This is a genomic window from Streptomyces sp. NPDC048269 (genome assembly GCF_040652395.1).
Lineage (GTDB): Bacteria > Actinomycetota > Actinomycetes > Streptomycetales > Streptomycetaceae > Streptomyces.
The window spans coordinates 19,393-37,539 of sequence record NZ_JBEZLW010000032.1; the positions used below are offsets into that span (position 1 = coordinate 19,393).

16 protein-coding genes are annotated in these 18,147 nt (G+C 70.9%); 6 read left to right on the forward strand and 10 right to left on the reverse strand.

The genetic code is table 11. The features are described 5' to 3' along the window. Positions 1-4: 4 nt before the first annotated feature. Entirely contained in the window at positions 5-751 is a 747-nt protein-coding gene (locus AB0D48_RS27205; RefSeq protein WP_362402243.1) for a hypothetical protein, read from the reverse strand. 323 nt (positions 752-1,074) lie between these two features. Between AB0D48_RS27205 and AB0D48_RS27210 the strand changes: the two genes are divergently transcribed. Continuing rightward, positions 1,075-1,623, forward strand: coding sequence for a GNAT family N-acetyltransferase (locus tag AB0D48_RS27210; protein ID WP_362402246.1), 549 nt, complete (start codon positions 1,075-1,077; stop codon positions 1,621-1,623). A 105-nt stretch (positions 1,624-1,728) separates the two neighbouring features. On the opposite strand, the gene AB0D48_RS27215 is transcribed toward AB0D48_RS27210, so the two are convergent. After that, positions 1,729-2,490, reverse strand: a complete 762-nt coding sequence (locus AB0D48_RS27215; RefSeq protein ID WP_362402250.1) for a GNAT family N-acetyltransferase — start codon at positions 2,488-2,490, stop codon at positions 1,729-1,731. Positions 2,491-2,992: 502 nt separating this feature from the next. Between AB0D48_RS27215 and AB0D48_RS27220 the strand changes: the two genes are divergently transcribed. Then, complete coding sequence (locus tag AB0D48_RS27220; protein WP_362402253.1) at positions 2,993-3,850, forward strand: GNAT family N-acetyltransferase; 858 nt, start codon at positions 2,993-2,995, stop codon at positions 3,848-3,850. A gap of 112 nt (positions 3,851-3,962) precedes the next feature. On the opposite strand, the gene AB0D48_RS27225 is transcribed toward AB0D48_RS27220, so the two are convergent. Beyond that, entirely contained in the window at positions 3,963-4,868 is a 906-nt protein-coding gene (locus tag AB0D48_RS27225; protein ID WP_362402256.1) for an oxygenase MpaB family protein, read from the reverse strand. Positions 4,869-5,429: 561 nt separating this feature from the next. Between AB0D48_RS27225 and AB0D48_RS27230 the strand changes: the two genes are divergently transcribed. Beyond that, complete coding sequence (locus AB0D48_RS27230) at positions 5,430-7,874, forward strand: SpoIIE family protein phosphatase (RefSeq protein WP_362402259.1); 2,445 nt, start codon at positions 5,430-5,432, stop codon at positions 7,872-7,874. Positions 7,875-7,938: 64 nt separating this feature from the next. On the opposite strand, the gene AB0D48_RS27235 is transcribed toward AB0D48_RS27230, so the two are convergent. The 6 genes from AB0D48_RS27235 to AB0D48_RS27260 form a co-directional block, all read right to left on the reverse strand. Continuing rightward, positions 7,939-8,466: a GNAT family N-acetyltransferase gene (locus AB0D48_RS27235; protein ID WP_362402262.1), complete on the reverse strand. Its 528-nt coding sequence runs from the start codon at positions 8,464-8,466 to the stop codon at positions 7,939-7,941. Positions 8,467-8,671: 205 nt separating this feature from the next. Next, positions 8,672-9,091 carry an SSI family serine proteinase inhibitor gene (locus AB0D48_RS27240; RefSeq protein ID WP_362402265.1) on the reverse strand — a complete coding sequence of 140 codons (420 nt, stop codon included), beginning with the start codon at positions 9,089-9,091 and terminating at the stop codon, positions 8,672-8,674. Between the two features lie 431 nt (positions 9,092-9,522). Next, on the reverse strand, positions 9,523-10,782 hold the full coding sequence (locus AB0D48_RS27245) for a M20 family metallopeptidase (RefSeq protein ID WP_362402268.1): 1,260 nt from the start codon (positions 10,780-10,782) through the stop codon (positions 9,523-9,525). Between the two features lie 234 nt (positions 10,783-11,016). Continuing rightward, positions 11,017-11,586, reverse strand: a complete 570-nt coding sequence (locus AB0D48_RS27250; RefSeq protein ID WP_362402271.1) for a hypothetical protein — start codon at positions 11,584-11,586, stop codon at positions 11,017-11,019. A gap of 166 nt (positions 11,587-11,752) precedes the next feature. Next, complete coding sequence (gap, locus tag AB0D48_RS27255) at positions 11,753-12,751, reverse strand: type I glyceraldehyde-3-phosphate dehydrogenase (protein ID WP_362402274.1); 999 nt, start codon at positions 12,749-12,751, stop codon at positions 11,753-11,755. A gap of 124 nt (positions 12,752-12,875) precedes the next feature. Next, positions 12,876-13,832, reverse strand: coding sequence for a helix-turn-helix domain-containing protein (locus AB0D48_RS27260; RefSeq protein WP_362402278.1), 957 nt, complete (start codon positions 13,830-13,832; stop codon positions 12,876-12,878). 381 nt (positions 13,833-14,213) lie between these two features. Between AB0D48_RS27260 and AB0D48_RS27265 the strand changes: the two genes are divergently transcribed. Next, positions 14,214-15,260 carry an alpha/beta hydrolase family protein gene (locus AB0D48_RS27265; protein WP_362402281.1) on the forward strand — a complete coding sequence of 349 codons (1,047 nt, stop codon included), beginning with the start codon at positions 14,214-14,216 and terminating at the stop codon, positions 15,258-15,260. A 25-nt stretch (positions 15,261-15,285) separates the two neighbouring features. On the opposite strand, the gene AB0D48_RS27270 is transcribed toward AB0D48_RS27265, so the two are convergent. After that, positions 15,286-15,774, reverse strand: a complete 489-nt coding sequence (locus tag AB0D48_RS27270; RefSeq protein ID WP_362402284.1) for a hypothetical protein — start codon at positions 15,772-15,774, stop codon at positions 15,286-15,288. Positions 15,775-16,587: 813 nt separating this feature from the next. On the opposite strand from AB0D48_RS27270, the gene AB0D48_RS27275 reads away from it, so the two are divergent. Beyond that, positions 16,588-17,253: a DNA alkylation repair protein gene (locus AB0D48_RS27275; RefSeq protein ID WP_362402400.1), complete on the forward strand. Its 666-nt coding sequence runs from the start codon at positions 16,588-16,590 to the stop codon at positions 17,251-17,253. 72 nt (positions 17,254-17,325) lie between these two features. Beyond that, the gene (locus tag AB0D48_RS27280) at positions 17,326-18,123 is read left to right on the forward strand and encodes an SMI1/KNR4 family protein (protein ID WP_362402287.1); all 798 of its coding nucleotides are present in this window, start codon (positions 17,326-17,328) and stop codon (positions 18,121-18,123) included. Positions 18,124-18,147 lie beyond the last annotated feature (24 nt).

Genomic DNA, 18,147 nt, shown 5'->3' on the forward strand with positions numbered 1-18,147 from the left:
CGGATCAGATGTCCGCCGACACCTTCTCCTCCGTCGTTTCGGGAGTCGGGACGGCCTCGTCTGTGGGCTCGGCAGGCGCGGGCTGGGTCGCGGTGTACATCACCGAGCCCTGCTTGTGCTGCTTCTCGACGGACCCCTTCTTGGCCAGGGTTTCGAGGGTGTTGCGCACCACCTGAGTGGAGGCAGGCCGGGTGGGGTGGGCCTGGGCCAGTTCTGTGGCGACCTCGCTGACCATGCGGGGCTCACGGGAGCTGACCAGGATGCTCAGGACGAGTTCGCGCAGCGGCGGTTCCGCGGGCTTGCTCGCTGCTGACTCGGTGGTCTTACCGGCCGCGGCTGCGGCGGGCTTGCGCGCGGCCGTCCTGGTCTTCCCCTCAGCTGGGGCTTCGCCGGAACGCTTCTTCGTCTGCGTCGCCTTCTTGCCGCGTGCCGTCCCGCCGGGCACCTTCCTCGCCTGGCGCGGCTGGGGAACGGTCCCGGCAACGTCGGCGCCCTTCGCGGCTGCTGGTGGCACGGCGGCGGTTTCCTCGGCGGGGGACTGGGCTGCGGGGACGCCTGGGGCAGCCGACGGCAGCGTGCCCTGGATGCCGAGAAGCCAGCTCTCGTCCTCCTTGAGCTGCTTCAGGCGTACCTCGAGCTCCCGCATCTGCGAGGAAACGACTTCCTGCTCCTTGCGGTTGGTCTCGATATCCGCGGCGAATCGCTGCGCGTACAGGTTATGGATGGGCGTGGTGTCGGGCTCGTTGGCCATCGCGGCTCACTCTCCTCGTACCTCACGGTGTTGCTGCCGGATGTTACTCACCAACAGGCGGCTGTAGTTCCCCTTCGGGCAGGATCCCACCATTCGGTTGTTCCGGAGCCCGAGATTTCTGCGTCGGGGAAACCGGCCCCCATCGCGAGGATCCGCGTGGATGCCGAGGACCCCGGCCGGAGTCCTCCAGAAGCCCTCCGCCACGCAGGCTCTTGCTGGCCGGTGCCGTGAACATCTGCGTAGCGGGAATGGAATGGGAGCGCACCGCAGGGTTCGGCATATTCGATGGACATCCCTGATGGTGAGGGCGTTGGCTGGCCGGCATGCCAGAACTGCGTACTGATCGTCTCCTGCTCCGCCGGTGGCGGGAGTCCGACCTCGAACCGTGGGCGGCGATGAACGCCGATCCCGAAGTCCGAGAACACCTGGGGGAACTGCTGACGCGGGAGGAGAGCGATGCCGCGGTGGCAGTCATGCAGGCCGAGTTCGACGAGCGGGGATTTGGGTGGTGGGCGCTCGAAGCACGGGAGACCGGTGAGTTCATCGGCCGCGTCGGCTTGGACGAGGTGGGCGAAGACATGCCGTTCGCGGGGGTGGATGTCGGTTGGCGGTTGGTTCGTTCGGCATGGGGTCACGGTTTCGCCACTGAGGCCGCCCTGGCTTGCCTGGCCTTCGGCTTCGAGACCCTGGGGCTGCCGGAGGTCGTTGCGTCGACGACCGTCAACAACCTTCGTTCGCAGGCAGTGATGCGCCGGATCGGCATGACCCGGGACCCGGCCGACGATTTCCAGGACCCGAGCGTGCCCGAAGGGCCGCTTCGCCAGTGCGTGCTGCACCGAATCCTCCGCCAGGACGCGACCCCGGTCGGCTGAGCAGGTCAGCTTCGATTCGGCGCGGAGAGTCCGCTCACCACGCACACCGGGCGGGCGCCGCGGTGGCAGGACCCAAGGCGGGTAACCGGCACGTTGTTCCGCACATCAGCTCTGTTCGAAGCAGTGGGCGTGGCCGATGACGGAGAAGCCGCGGCGCTCGTACCAGTGTCGTGGCCAGTCCGTCGCGTCAGCGGTCAGGAACCGGGTTCCGCAGTTCTTGTCGGCGGCCAAGCGCAAGGCGGTGGTCAGGACGGCATCGGCGTAACCGCGCCCGAGGTGGGCCTCCGAGGTGATCAGGTCCTCGATCTGAGCAATGCCAGTTGTCGGGTCCAGATAGAGATCGGCCCAGGAGGCGACCTCGCCCTCCTCCGTGCGGGCACCGATGAAGTGGACGACGTCCGCCCCGCGGCGGCGAGCCTCGCGTCGGTCGACGAGGTGGCGCAGGACCTCGTCGTCGACGTCCGGAAGGAAGCCCTGCCACCGCCGGGTGAGCGGGAGGCGTATCGCGTCGAGGTCGATCTCCTCCGCGCGTCCACCGGCCGGCACCGGGCCCGTGTGCAGCATGATCAGATAGGTGGAGTGCGTGTATCCGGCCCGGATCAGTGGCTCCGCGCACGCCATTGCGACTTCGTCGTCGAGCACGGAGATCAGTCGGTGTGGCAGATGCCCCAGTGCCTCCTCCGCGATGGCGGGCAGCGCCTCGGAGTCGACGGCCGTGTCGATGACGACCTGGTTGTTCGCGCGGGAATGTGAGAAGGCGTCGTCATATACGGCGAACCCACCCGGGAGGTCGACGCTGCGCGCGGCCTGGCGGCGGGCGAAGGCCGACATGAAGGAGTTGATCCGCTGTAGTTCTGAGTTCGGCATGGGAGGAGCGTAGGCACCGTGGACCATGGCTGCCTTCGATTTATCCCCGGTGGGCGACGGCTTCTCGGGGGCTTCAGGCCACGTCGGCTTCGGCCTTCCGGATCATCCGCAGGCCGGTTTCGGCGGTCATGCCACGGTCGCCCAGGCGTGGTGGCGGGCCTGTCGGCGCAGCTCCGCACGCAGCGCGGAGGACCGGCCGGGGACGGTCCAGAACGGGTGCGCGGCGATCGCCGTGGACAGGATGATCAGGCGGCGCCGCTGGCGGGTGCAAGCCTGCCCCGGCAGGCTGCTGGGCGAGGGCCCGATAGGCGGTCTGCCAGGCGGTTTCCAGGGCCAGCAGGTCATCGGGGAAGCGGACGGACATCATCCATCTATTAGATCAGACGTTCGAATACAGATTCCAGTCGTACCCGAGTCCTCCCACGGGCGAGTGAGATCGAGCGCACGCCGATGCCCACAGCAGGGCGGTTGCTCTGTCGGTGGTGCGTCCTAGGGTGGGCGGATGAACGAGATAGAGGTCGTGGCCGAACCGGGCGGGTGGCGAGGCGGGTTCGAGGAGCGGGTGCTCGCCGGGTACCGGGCTGCCGGGTGCTCGGAACCGCTGGCACGGGCCCTGCTGGAACGGGCGGTGAAGGGGATCGACGGTTGGACGGTGGCCACGGACGGCACCGGGTGGATCGCGGTCGGGGTGACGGAGGACAACGGGGCGACCGTGGGCCGGATCCACGACCTGACGGTGCCGCAGGGGCGTGAGTGGGCCGAGCGGTGGTGCGCCGAGCGCGGCGCTCAGCGGGTGGAGGTCCGGCTGACCGGCGGAGCGGGAGCGGGGGCGTTCGCGGACTACCCCGTACGGGGGCAGAACCGGATGCGTGCGGTGGCCGAGCAGCCAGAGCTGCCACCGGGCCTGACGGTCCGCCGGCTCACGGAGCAGGAGTACCCGGACTGGTATGCCGGTGAGGAGGCCGCGTACATCGCGGACATCGTCCGGGCCGGAGCCATGACCCCGGAGCAGGCCAAGGCGAAGTCCGACCAGGACTTCGCCCACCACCTCCCGCAGGGCTACCTGACTCCGGGCCACGCCTTTTACGCGATGGAGGCCGGCGGCCAGGTGGTCGGCACGGGCTGGGTGAACCACGGGTTCCTGCCCGGCCTGACCTTCGGCTTCTCGCTGGAGGTGTACGAGGAGCACCGCGGGAAGGGCTACGGCCGGGCCGGGATGGCTGTCGGGGAGTGGGCCACCCGGCGGGGCGGCGACGAGGCGATGATGCTCAACGTCTTCGGCGGCAACGAGGTCGCGATGAGCCTCTACGACAGCACCGGCTTCACCGTGCTGGACGAGTTCCGCTCGATCGACCTCTGATGGGACAAGCCTTCTCGGGATGTCGTTCGCGGGAGGTCCCCGGGTGGCGCTGCGACTGCCGGTGGCGCCGACGCCGGCGCGGGTTTCCCGATCCGGCCGGCCGCTGCCCCCACTACGTCTGCCTCCGACGCCCTGCCGCCGGCGGGTCCGCGGCCGGCGGCGGAGCGGCCATCGCCCAGCGGATGGCCGCGGTCACTGCGTGCCCGGAGGGCCGTACGCAGGCGATCTCGATGCGCGGCAGCCAGGGCAGCCCGAGTTCCGCGCGGGCCCATCGGGGGAGCATGCTGGCGGCGTTCGCGGCGAGGAGGGCATACGGGGCACGGGCGGCCAGCGGCAGGGGCGGGTGGAGCAGGATGAAACGGGCGGCGTCCCGCGCCTCGGGAGTGCCGCGCAGCTCCGGCCGGTAGGCGGCCAGCCGCCCGGCCAGAGCAGCCCGGTCGAGCGGGGGATCCGGCACACCGAGTGCGGCGGCCACCCGGGCGGTGTCGGTGATGTACGCGTCACAGCCGGGTCCGTCGAGCGGGTGCGCGCCGTACAGCTGGTGGGCGCGCAGGAAGCTGTCGACCTCGGCGATGTGGACCCAGGCCAGCAGGTGCGGGTCCGCGGCGTGGTACGGCTCGCCGGTGGCGGTCGTTCCGCGCACCAGGTCGTGGACCGCCCGCACCCGGTCGACGGCCTGCTGTGCGTGCTCCGCCGTGCCGTACGTCGTGACCGCGAGGAACGTACTGGTGCGCTGCAGCCGCCCCCACGGGTCCCCGCGGTACCCCGAGTGCCCCGATACCGCGGCCATGGCCAGCGGGTGCAGGGACTGCAGCAGCAGCGCCCGCAGGCCGCCGATGAACATCGAGGCGTCGCCGTGGACGACACGCACCGGCCGGTCCGGCCCGAACCAGCGCGGGCCGGGCGTGCCGTGGATGCGGGCGCGGTTCGCCGGTCCCGCGGGCCCGGCGACGCGGGAGAAGAGTTCGCGACCGAGCTGTTCGCGCAGCCCGGCCAGCACAGGTGCGGCCACCGCCATCCACCCATTGTCGTCTTCCGCTCCGGCGCCTGTCAGCAGGTGGCCGCCGGCCAGCCGGGCCCGCTGTGCCGACAACGGGTCGGCGCCCTGCCGCCGACGGATGGTGGTGCACTCAGGCGGCAGGCGGCAGGCGGCAGGCGGCACGCTCTCAGCGCGGTGAACCGCGCGTCGCTGGTCGTGGTCCCGCGCTGACGTTGTCCGCGGCCATGCCGGGCTACGGCTGCCGGCCCTGGCCGGCGGACGGGACGAGCAGCCGGACCGCCCGGCGCTCCCAGCACCCGGCACCGCCCCGCACCCGGAGCGCGCGCGCTCCGCCACGCGCAAGGGCGGCAGAGTGCCGTTCCTGCGGCGCGGCCGTCCGGATGCGACAGTCGGGGGAGCAGGGGCATCCTGGCTGTGTGACCGGGAGAGGCATGACCCGGGGGACCCAGCGGTCCGTGGGCACGGCTGCCGCCGTGTACCCGGCCTCCCCACGGGCAGCTGCGCATGACGCCGCAGGTCCGCCCGACGGCGTCCACGCGCCGCCCGTCGCGGGCGGCCCGCGCAGTGGGGGGAGGCGTCGTGAACGGGGTCCCGGGCTTCGGTGAACCGCATGGCCCTCTTGATGTGTCCAGGGCGGCCATGGCGGTACTTGACGGCGAGGACCGGGTGGTGGGGTGGAGCCCGGCAGCGGCGAACCTGCTGGGGTACGAGGCGTCCGAAGCGCTTGGCAGGGGATTCGCCGACCTCGTGACCGGCCCCGCAGGGATCGAGCTCCTGCCCGACCTGCGACGCCCGCTGCGACTGCGCCACCGGAACGGTCAGAGCATGCTGATCGCGATCGCAGTCCTCCCCCTGTCGCCCGGCGGGCCCGAGGGACCCGAAGACGACGACGGTGACCCGGGCGGCGGCGCCGCGACGAGCAGCAGCTCGCCGCGGCGGACCTGGCCCGCGCGGCTCCTCGCGATGGCCGACGCGGACGAGACCGAGCAGTGGAGCGCCCTGCAGTCGATGCTTCGCGGGCTGGCCACCCAGTCGCCCGTCGGCCTGGCCATGTACGACACCCTGCTGCGTGTCGTATGGACGAACGCCGCGCTCTACAAGGAGATGGGTCCCGCCGACTACACCGGCGTCGGCCCGGACGACATGGTCTCGCACGGCGTGATCCTTTCTCCCGGAGTGCCCGGCACGCTGGAGGAGGTCATGAGCGAGGTGCTCGCCACCGGCGATCCCGTCATGGACCTGCACTACCGGGGCCGCCCGCCCTCCGCCCCCGATCGTGACCACGTCTGGTCATGCTCGTACTACCGGCTGGAAGACCCCGCCGGATCACCGCTGGGCGTGTGCGAGGAGACGGTCGACATCACCGAGCGCTACCTCGCCCAGCGGCGCCTGGACCTGCTGGTCCAAGCCGCGAGGAGCGTGGGCACGACGCTCGACATGAACCGCACCGCCCGAGAGTTCGCCACCGTGGTGACCGCGTGGTTCGCCGATGCGGTCACGGTGGACCTGTTGGATACGGTGCCCCACAGTGAGCCCTCGCACCCCGGCGGCGGCGCCGGCCCGGACACCCGTATGGCCCGGCTATGGCCTCCCGAGGCCCACCCCGCAGCACCATCCGCCGTCTCCATCGGCGAGGGCGCGCCGGCTGTCATACGGCCCGTTCGCGAGCCGGGCTTGCTGGCCATCCCGCTCCGCACCGAAGGGACCGACCTGGGCATGGTGTCCTTCACCTGGGAACGCCGCACAGGCCCCTTCGACGACGGTGAACTGGCCGTGGCCGACGAACTCGCGGCGCGGCTCGCCGTGTGCGTCGACAACGCCCGGCGCTACGCGCGCGAGCACGCCGCAGCCCTCCTCCTGCAGCGCAGCCTGCTGCCCCGGCTGCTGCCGCAGCTGTCCGCCGTGGAGCTCGCGTACCGCTACCTTCCCGCCGACAGCCGGGCCGGGGTGGGCGGCGACTGGTTCGACGTCATCGCCCTGTCCGGAACCAGGGTGGGACTGGTCGTGGGGGACGTGGTCGGACACGGCCTGGGCGCTGCCGCCACCATGGGCCGACTGCGCACCAGCGTGCGCGTGCTCGCCCGGATGGACCTCGCCCCCGACGAACTCCTCGCCCGTCTCGACGACCTCGTCACCCAGGGGGCCGATGAACGGGCCGCGGCCCGGATCGAGGGTGAGGAACTGCCGGAAGACGAGGCCGTGGGCGTCACCTGCCTCTACGCCGTCTACGACCCGGTGTCCGGCAAGTGCACGATGGCGCGGGCCGGGCATCCGCTGCCCGCCGTCGTGGACCCGGACGACGGTACGGTGACCTTCCCCGAGCTGCCTTCGGGCCCACCGCTGGGGCTGGGCGGCCTGCCTTTCGAAGCTGCGGAAATGACCCTTCCCCCGGGCAGCTTGCTCGCCTTGTTCACCAACGGCCTGGTGCAGGGCCGTGGCCGCGACTTCGACGAGCAACTGGACGTCCTCACCGCGATTCTGCGCGGCTCCACGCGGCCCCTGGACGACCTGTGCGACGAGGCGGTCGGGGCTCTGCTGCCAGGACCGGCGGACGACGACGCGGCGCTGCTGCTGGTTCGTACCCGGGTCCTCGGCAGGCAGCAGGTGGCCGCCTGGGACGTGACCGCCGACCCTCAGGACGTCGGGCGGGTACGGGCTGCGGCGTCTGCCCAGGTCCGCGCCTGGGGGCTCGACGACCTGGTCTTCACCACCGAACTCGTGGTGAGCGAACTGGTGACCAACGCGATCCGGTATGCCGGGACCGGCCCCGTGCAGCTGCGCCTGATCCGAGACCAGACGCTCATCTGCGAGGTGTCCGACAGCGGCTACACGTCGCCGCACTTGCGGCGCGCGGCCGGCGACGACGAGGGCGGCCGGGGCCTGTTCATCGTGGCGCAGACGACCCAGCAGTGGGGGACCCGCTACACGGCCACGGGAAAGGTCATCTGGGCCGAGCAGGCACTGCCTCCGGTGCAGCACCCGCGGGGGCGAACCGGCGGGGTCGGCGTGGCGCAGTGGCCCTGACCGCCGAGGCGTGGTTCCAGCGGGTGCAAGGCAGCGGCTTGCCGCCCCTGGCATACGAGGGGTGTCACACGAGGGGCGATGAGTCGCTCGCAGTCTGACGGCGGACCAACACGCGGGTGGTGCTGCCGTCGTCCTCTTCGACGTCCCGCACGTGCGCGAAACCGATTCTGTCCAGCAGGGCCAGCGAAGCCTCGTTCGATGCGGCTACGGTGGCGTGAACCCTGGTCAGTCCGAGGGTGCCGAAGCCATGGGCGATGACCGCTTCCGCCAGTTCGGTTCCCAGGCCGAGCCCCCAGGCCGACGGCGCCAGAGCGTAGATGATCTCGTGCCCGCCGGCGATGTCGGTCGGTTTGATCTCGGCATGCCCGACGAGGAGTCCGTCCCGACGAACAGCCCATACATCGAACAGGCCTTGGGCGTAGACCTTGGTGAAGATCCGCCCGAAGAGGGCCCGGTCCGCTGCTTCGGAAGCCGGGCCGTCACCCATCCACTGCGACACCCTGGTGTCCTGGAACAGGGCGACGAAGTCCTCTTCATCCTCGGGGGTGTACGGATCCAGGAGCAGTCGCTCGGTGCGCAGAATCGGGGTCACGGACGGCGACGTTACCCACGCGCACTCACGTCGGCAAACCACTTTCACGTGCACCGTTATCGCCCTCCCCGCCGCCTTACGGCCCTCTACGGAGCCGCGGACCGAGCCCTCGCGCGCGGCCATTCGGACGGCTGACGATGCGAGAGCCCGGTCGGTGGGGCCGAGCTCGGCCGAGCGGCTCCAGGTGGTGTCCGCCGGGGCGGGGTCAGAACGCGAAGACGGCGTTCCCGTTGAAGGTCGCGGACATGGTGCACGCGTTGGAGAAGGTGTGCTTCCAGGAGATGCGGCTGCCGCGCCAGACGCCGTCCGCGGTGACGGTGACGGGGGCGTACTGCATCGTGCAGGCGCGGTTCGAGTCCGGGGCGGCCAGGAGCGTGTCGAGGGTGCCGGCCGTGGCGGCGAGGGCCGCGCAGGCGGCCTGCGGGTCGGGGTGCGTTCCCTGGGCGGTCGGTGCGCAGCTGAGGGCGGACGCCCGCACGACGGTGGCCGCGTCCTCGCCCTGGGCGATGGTGAGGACGACTGCGGACGGGGCGTACAGGCCGGCGGGCTGTGCTTCCGCGACGCCGGTGGCGCCGGCAAGGGTCAGGAGGGCGGCGGCGGAGACGGCAGCGATGCGGTGACGCACGACGGAACTCTCTTTCGATTCGAAGGGTAGATGTCACAGTTGGCTTCGATATACCGACTGGATGCCAACGAGTCTGTCGGGTGTGAAGGGTGCATGCACATCGAGCACCGATTTACGGACACCTGGTTCGACCACCGCCGACCGTCGCCGGCCGAACGGCCGTTCAGGCAGCTCAGGCGGGAGGCGCGCCCGGCACGATCACGCGCGGGCTGCGTCTCACACCCGGAGTGGCGGCAGTACGAGGGCCGTTGACCTGCTGTCGGCCGCGCGAGGTTCATCGAACGTCCATTCAGGCTGACCGGATAGTGCCGCTACCTCCCGGGGGAGGACAGCCCTGCCAGGCTCCTGTTCGCCGCGTGTCGAGGGCCCCGGCCTGGCCGCGCCGGCTCAGACGTAGGCGCGGGCGCCGGCCTCTCCCTTGGGCGAGCCGGTCAGCTCCTCGGGTGCACGTGCGTGCCGTCACCGGAGGAACCGGCTCGCAGGGCCGCGGCCGCATGGAGGGCGGCTCCCGTGGCCAGGGCCTCCTCGTCGAAGACGACGCGGTTGGAATGCAGGTCGGGGGCTTCGGCCGGCGCGATGCCGGGCGGGCGCGCACCGAGGAAACCGATCGCGCCCGGCACCCGCTGCAGGACGTAGGAGAAGTCCTCTGCGCCCATGAACGGCTCGGGCAGAAGATGGACCCGGTCGGCCCCGAGGAGCGTGGCCGCGGTGTCCTGGATGGCCGCCGTGAAGGAGGCGTCGTTGACGACGGGCGGATAGCCCTCGGTCAGGGTGACGTCGGCGTGTGCCCCGTGAGCGGCGGCGACATGGTGGGCGACGCGCGTGATGCCGTCGCGCACCAGCTGCCGGGTGGTGGGGGAGAGGGTGCGGAACGTGCCGCGGATCTCGGCGGTCTCGGGGATGATGTTGGTCGTCGTGCCGGCGTGGATCGAGGCGACGGTGACCACGGCCGGATCGAAGACGTCGATGGTCCGCGTGACCATGGATTGCAGGGCCTGGACGATCTCGCAGGCCACCGGGACGGGGTCGAGGACCCGGTGCGGTGCCGAGGCGTGTCCGCCGCGGCCGCGTACGGTCACGTGCAGCCCGTCCGAGGCGGCGAAGATGGGGCCCGGCCGCAGGTGGAAGGTGCCGCTGTCGAAGCGCGTGGTGATGTGCAGGGCGAAGGCGGCCGCGACTCCGATGCCGTCGGCGCTCTCCAGTACTCCCTCGTCGATCATGCGCTGGGCGCCGCCGCCGGACTCCTCCGCGGGCTGGAACATGAAGACGACGCGGCCGGTCAGCTGCGAGCGGCGGGCCGCGAGCAGCCGGGCGGCCCCGACGAGCATGGCGGTGTGGGTGTCGTGTCCGCAGGCGTGCATGGTGCCCGGCAGCCGCGAGGCGAAGTCAAGACCGGTCTCCTCGTCCAGGGGCAGCGCGTCCATGTCGGCGCGCAGCAGGACTGCCGGACCGGGCCGGCCGCCTTCGAGGGTGGCGGTGACGGAACTCAGGCGGGATCCGGTGGTCAGGTCCAACCCCAGCCCGTCCAGCGCCTCCAGGACGGCCTGCTGCGTACGGGGCAGCTGCGTGCCCAGCTCAGGGAAGCGGTGGATGCTCCGGCGCAGGGCCACGATCCCGGGCAAGGCTGCGTGCGCGTCGGCCAGCAGCCCCCCGAAGCCCCGGGACGCGCTGTCGCTGCCTGCCGCCGTCACCGCGCCACCCCCACCACGTCCCCCGCCGGCCCTTGCAGGAGCGTGTTCGTGTGCAGGGCCTGGCAGGTGTCCGGCTCGGCGAAGCCGCCGGCCAGCGGAGCGACACGCACGGCATCTCCTCCACGAGAACGGATCATGCGGCGACCCTCATGCCTGCCCCGCATCCCGGGCCGCTACACCCACGACCCTCCCGGCAGTCGACGGGGCGGGTCATGGCTGTGGCGGCCCGGCCCGTTACAGCGCTGAATCGGCGGCTCTGTCCATGAACGCTTGCAGCGCGGCCAGCTGCTGCCGCACCGCCTCAGCGAACTCAGCGCCGGTCTTCTTCACGTCGACGCCTTCGGGCCCCTCGACGTACCTGTCGGTCGCCAGCTCTCCCACGCGAGCGGAGCGGATGCCGATCCGTTCCAGGTCGCGCCTGCCCTCCGGCGTCGTCACGAGGCGCACCGTCGTTACGGCCCGCGCGAGGTCCGTGTTGGCCGGGGCGTACTTGTCCTCGAACTGACGCCGCCTCTCCTCCGCGCTCTTGGCAGGGTCGAGACGGACGCTCAGCAGTTGGGTGGCCTGCTGCACGTACTTGTTCGTGCTCGCCGCGAGCTCGACGTACGCGGCCCGCCGGATGTCCGCCCGCCGTGCGCCGGCTTCCTCACGGTGAGTGTCCTTGGCCTCGAAGTAGGCGAGAGCGCTTCCCGTGAGACCGGCGAGGGCACCGATCAGCGCCCCCGCGAGCGCGGCGAAGGTGGTACTCCGCTGCTTCGGCCGCTCATGGGCGCCGTCGCTTGCCGTGTCCTTCTTCTGCGTCATGAAGTACCCGTACCGCGGCCGGTAGGTCCGGCACCGGCAACCACCTGTAGGCGCGAATGCGGCGAGGCTGGGGCTGCCGGGGCCGGGCGGGGGGGGCCGGCGGTGCGTGCTCGGCACCGCTGCGGCGTCCGGTTCAGCGAGCGTCCGGTTCAGGGAGGCGTCCGGTTCAGCGAGTGGCGAGGAGCGTGAGCGTGTCGATCACACGGTTCGAGAAGCCCCACTCGTTGTCGTACCAGGCGACCACCTTGACGTGACGGCCGTCGACGCGGGTGAGGGCCGAATCGAAGATCGACGAGGCGGGATTGCCCGTGATGTCGGACGACACGAGCGGGTCGTCCGAGTACTCGAGTACGCCCGCCAGCGGCCCCTGCGCCGCGGCGCGGTACGCCGCCAGGACGTCTTCGCGCGTCACGTCGCGGGCGACGGTCGTGTTGAGTTCGACGATCGAGCCCACCGGAACCGGTACGCGGATCGAGTCGCCCGAAAGCTTGCCGTCGAGGTTCGGCAGTACGAGACCGATCGCCTTGGCGGCGCCCGTCGTGGTCGGCACGATGTTGACCGCGGCAGCGCGGGCACGGCGGGCGTCGCGGTGCGGGCCGTCCTGCAGGTTCTGCTCCTGCGTGTAGGCGTGCACCGTCGTCATGAAGCCGTGCTCGATGCCGGCGAGCTCGTCGAGTACCGCTGCCAGCGGCGCGAGCGCGTTGGTCGTGCACGAGGCGTTCGAGACGATGGTGTGCCGGGCCGGGTCGTACGCGTCGTTGTTGACCCCGTACGCGAGCGTGACATCGGCGCCGTCCGACGGCGCACTGACGAGGACCTTCTTCGCCCCCGCCTTGGTGTGGGCGCGGGCGGCCTCGGCCGACGTGAAGCGGCCGGTCGCCTCGAGCACGATGTCCACGCCGAGCTCGGCCCACGGCAGCTGTTCCGGCTCGCGCTCGGCGAGCACCGTGATGCGGCGGCCGTCGACGACCAGGGCGTTCCCGTCGACGGTCACCGGGCGACCCAGCCGTCCGGCCGTGGTGTCGTAAGCGAGCAGCCGGGCGAGGGTCGCGGGTTCCGTGAGGTCGTTGACGGCGACGACTTCGAGGTCGGTGTCACGTTCGAGCAGTGCGCGCAGCACATTGCGTCCGATGCGGCCGAAACCGTTGATGGCGATACGAGTCATGAGCGGTGTCCCCTTCTGTTCGCCATCAGGTTCGCCCGCGGCATCGGCCCGTGACAGCGGCGAGATTGCCATGGTTCAAAAGGATCTCGCCACGTGGCGGCTGGTGGGTGGCGCGGGTCGCGGGCTACCTGCCCTTCGTGAACGTGCGCCGGTACTCGCTAGGGGTGGTGCCGAGGATGCGCTGGAAGTGCAACCGCAGGTTTGCCCCGGTCCCGAGGCCGACGTCGGCGGCGATCTGTTCGACGCCCCGCTGGGAACGCTCGAGCAGCTCACGGGCCAGGTCGATCCGGGCGCGCATGACCCACTGCATCGGCGTGTACCCCGTGTCCTCGGCGAAGCGTCGGGAGAACGTGCGGGGCGACACCGCCGCGTGCTCGGCGAGCGCTTCCAGCGTGAGGGGCTCGCCGAGATGGTGCAGCGCCCACTCGCGGGTGGCGGCGAACCGCTCGCCGAGCGCTTCGGGCACACTGCGCGGCACGTACTGTGCCTGGCCGCCGCTGCGGTAGGGGGCCGCGACCAGGCGCCGGGCCGCGTGGTTGGAGGCGGCCACACCGAGGTCGCGGCGCAGGATGTGCAGGCACAGGTCGATGCCCGAGGCGGCGCCGGCCGAGGTCAGCAGGCTGCCCTCGTCGACGAACAAGACGTTTTCGTCGAGACGAACGAGTGGATGCTTCGCCACGAGCGCCCGTGCGTAATGCCAGTGGGTCGTCGCGCGCTTGCCGTCGAGCAGGCCCGTGGCGGCGAGCGCGAACGCACCCGTCGAGATGGCGGCGAGCCGCGCGCCCCGGTCGTGGGCGGCGATCAGCGCGTCGATCACGGTCGGTGGCGGGTCGTCGCGGTCCGGGAACCGGTACCCGGGGACGAAGACGATGTCGGCCCACGCAAGCGTGTCGAGCCCGTGGGACACGTAGTACGAAAGGCCGTCGCCCCCGGCCACGAGGCCGGGGGCCGCGCCGCACACCCGCACCTCGTACGGCATGCTCGCCCGGCGCGTGAAAACCTGCGCGGGAATGCCGACGTCGAGCGGTTTCGCACCGTCGAGCACAAGGACGGCGACGCGATGCAGACGGGAGGCGGACACAGGAAGGAGGGTACGCGGCCTGCCGGAAACCCCAGATCAGTGGCATCGGGCCCCCGAGCGGGCACGCCCGCGGGCCGGCCGGACATGCGGCCCGGCTCCGCCGAGAATCCGTAGCCAGTACGCCACCGGGGGATGACCTCGGTGGGGCCTTCGGCGTGGCTGCTTGCCTCGATGCGCATGCCGGGCATGTCATGTGTTCGGTCCCGTGAACCTCCGGCCACGTGAGGGAAGGAGCCCGCAGCTCCCTCGCCCGGGACCGGCCACAAGCATCGCCTGCCCGCACACCCGGCACGGGCGTGGGGTTCCACCGCGTTCGGACCGCCGGGCACGGGCGGAGAACGGCTGAGGCGAACATCCGGTGCCGACGGTGAGGGAACCCTGGTGAGACTTCTCGCGCGTCGTTCCCTGCTCGCGGCCGGGGCCGGCGGATCGGTCGCGGCCGTCATCTCCGCGGCCTTCCTGCTGCGGGCCGGTCCAGGGGCCCCGGAACCGGCGCCGTCCTCCACCACGCCCTCTCCGTTCTCCACCCCGCCCTCTCCGTCCGCCTCCGGGACCGCGTCGCTGCGCACCGACCTGTCCGTGCGCAGCCGGCTGCTCGGCCGGGACGTCCCTTACAGCCTCTACCTGCCCGCCGGGGTGAGCTCCTCGCCCCCGGGCGGCGGGCAGGACGACAGGATCCCGGTCCTCTTCCTGCTACACGGCGCGAGCGGGAAGCACACGGACTGGGTCGTCAAGGGCAGCATCGTGCCGACCCTGGAACGGGCAATCGCGGCGGGCCGGGTCCCGGCGTGCGCCCTCGTGATGCCCGACGCCCGGCGCGATCCCGGAACTCCGGGGGGAGGCCAGGACGAGACGTTCTACATCAATGACGCCGAATCCGGCAGCGACGCCCTGCGCTACGAGGACATGTTCATCCAGGAGTTCGTCCCGGCCGTCGAACAGGCCCACGGGCTGGGCGGCCGGCCGGAGAAGAGGGCCGTCGCGGGGCTTTCCATGGGCGGCTACGGCGCGCTGATGTACGCCCTGCGGTACCCCGGCCTGTTCGGCGCCGCCGCCGGGCTGAGCACGGCACACTTCACCGACGAGGGCTACCGCGTGATGCCGATGGGGGAGTGGAACCGCTTCTACGGCCATGCCTTCGGCCGGGACCTGGCCGGATCCGCCCGGCTGACGGACCGCTCCCGGGAGTACAACCTGGCCGACATCATCCGGCGCACCGCACCCGACCGGCTCCGGAGCACCCGCTACCACCTCGCCTGCGGGACCGAGGACTCCAACTACCTGCCGGGGACCGAAGATCTGCGCACCGTGTTCGGGGCCCGCGGCGTGGACGCCGAGGTGGTCCTGGCGCCGGGCGGCCACGGCTGGCCCTACTGGAGCGTCGCGGCGGAGGGGATGCTGGACTTCCTCGGGCGGCAGCTCGGTTGACCCCGGTCAGAGGTGCGCCGGGTGCTCAGTCGAACCGCACACAGATCGCCACCGGAAGTTTCGGTGACCAGGTCTTGGTGCTGTAGTCGTACGCCTGGGCGTAGCCGTTGTTCCCGGGGGCGCAGGGAGCGGAGATGTTCGTCTCCATATAGGCGGCCCCGCCGGGCACCCCGGCATTCGTCTTCGCGATCACGTTCTTCTGGTATTTGACCTGCCCCGAGTTGAACTTGACGACCATGTAGACCTTGCCCCCGAGGGTGAAATTGCCGCCGCCGATCTTGAGATGGCCCCGGTAGGTGTACTGGAACAGGTAGAGGCCTTGCGGTGCCTTGTCCAGACTGGCTGGGGTCGACCAGGCCCGAGCCGACCCGGCCGGGGTGACCAGGCGGGCGGGCGCCGCGCCGGCCGTCGCCGTCGCAGCCGACGGGACGGCGAGGCCGACCACGGCCAATGCCGTGGCGCTCACCGCGAAGCGGCGCGGCCGGCGGGATGTCGAGCGCGGAAGCGTTCCCATGACTCCTCCTTGCAGCGGTTCGAAACCATCGGTACGGGCGTGCGTTCAGGTGGATCCGCGGGGGCCACCCGGTACAGGAAGAACTGGTCGGAACGCCGCGGTGGTTGCATGCCTGGACGCCGAGGTGATGGCTCCCGGCCTGGGCGGTGATGGTCCACCTCGTGCGTGTACTCCGGCCAGTGCTCGCCGTACCCAGCGTCCGGAAGTATGCGCCGAGTGACGGTAGTTGTAGTGCGTGGCGTGGTAACCGCCGAAACGACGTCGCCGCACCACCGGCGTACCCCCGCAGGAGACGCTTCCGTACGTGAAACGGGGAGGCGTACCTACGGTGTCCGTACCGCGATCGGCGCTGCGCCGCGCCGTCTGCCCCGAGGCATTGCCCGGGGTGCGCGGAGACGGCGGCATCGACGCTCCGCTGCCCGGCGGAATCACCGGCATTGCCTGGAAGTCAACGATTACAGGCTAAGCCGGACGGGTGAATGCCGCCTGTTGAGCCGACGTTCCGGACCTGCGGAAGCGCCCGGGCTACGAGGAGACGGCGAGGCCACGGGGGAGAGGGGCAGGACGGCGGCGGGCACGGCAAGGAGCAGGTGGCGATGCTGGTCAGGGTGGACCGACACGCGCGGAGCAAGCACTGGACGATCAGGCCGGGCAGGGGTTCGGCGTGCTTGCACGGAATCAGAGTTCGGCGGTCCAGACCCGTACGGTGCTTGCTCGGCGGCAGACTCAGGCAAGGCCGATTTCCGTCGTAGGCTGACTCCCGCACGTGAGGGACAGGAGGCTGAGGTGGGCGAGACGGCGTTGGCCGAGGTGATGGCCGAGGTGATGGCCGAGTTGGCCGAGCTCGAGGACCCGAAGACACGCGCGGTGAACGAGAAACACGGTGACGATCACGGTGTGAACCTCAGCAAGCTGCGCGCGCTCGCGAAGCGGCTGAAGACGCAGCAGGAACTCGCGCGCCGGCTCTGGGAGACGGATGACACCGCGGCGAGACTGCTGGCGATCCTGATCTGCCGCCCGAAGGCGTTCGAGCGTAACGAGTTGGACGCCATGTTGCGCGAGGCGCGCACACCCAAGGTGCACGACTGGCTCGTGAGCTACGTGGTGAAGAAGAACCCGCACTCGGAAGAGCTGCGCGTGGCCTGGTCCGCCGATCCGGATCCGGTGGTCGCGAGTGCCGGCTGGGCGCTCACCACCGAGCGCGTGGCGAAGAAGCCCGAGGGCCTCGACCTCGCAGGACTGCTCGACGTCATCGAGGCGGAGATGAAAGACGCCCCGGATCGCCTGCAGTGGGCGATGAACCACTGCCTGGCTCAGATCGGGATCGAGCATGCCGAGCACCGCGCCCGTGCGATCGACATCGGTGAGCGCCTGGAGGTGCTCAAGGACTACCCGACGTCCCCGGGTTGCACGTCTCCCTTCGCCCCCAGCTGGATCTCCGAGATGGTGCGACGACAGCACGAGCAGACGGTGGCCTGATGGGCGGCAGCTCGTCGACCGAGGCAAGGGGATCGCCGAGCAGCTGGTCCAGGACGAGTTGAGGGTGGGGTCATGCTGAGCGATCACGAGGAGCTCAATGCGGTTGTCACCGCTGTGGCGTCGGTGGGCTTCGCCGTCGACATCAACGGGCACGAGGGCTTCATCGACCAGGTCAAACATCCTTCGTGGTGGACAGGCGCCACTCGGCCGGTGGTCGGGGACCGGCTGCACACGGTGGTTCTTGACGCTTCGCGGACGCCGCCCCGCCTGAGTGCCCTGCCCGAGGACATCAGGGTCGGGCGGAGCCTGCGCTACACCGACCCGCTGATCCGCGCCTGTCCGCCTCCGTCCTCTGCGAGGCGGCCCGTGGACTGGCCCATGGTGCAGGAGCGGTTGGGCACGGCCCTGCCGGCGGACTACAAGCGGCTCATCGAGGTGTACGGCGGCGGCGTCTTCTCGGGGGTTCTGTGGCTGATGGAGCCGGGCTGCCCTGATGAGATGTACGACTTGCTTGCGCAGACAGTCGAGCGCGAAGAGATCCTGGCCGATCTCTGGGCAGTGGGCGAGGCGAAGCCGGCCGAGTTGGAACAGGACGGTGCCCGGTTGGTGCCGTGGGGCTACTCCGAGAACGGGGGAGAGGTCCTCTACTGGCTCGCGCTCCCCGGTGTTCTCCCGGAGGAGTGGCCGGTCATCCTCAACGAGGGCCGCGGCCCCTTGTGGGAGTTCCACCCCACGTCTTCGTGCAGCCGCTTCCTTCTGGAGGTGTGCACCGGATCGACAGGCTCCTACTACTTCTCGGACTTGGGAGACTTCGTATCGCCGTCCGAGCGGGGCGCATTCCTCCCCCATGCCGAGCTGATCCGCCCCTAGTTGCCGAACAAGCCCATCGGAACG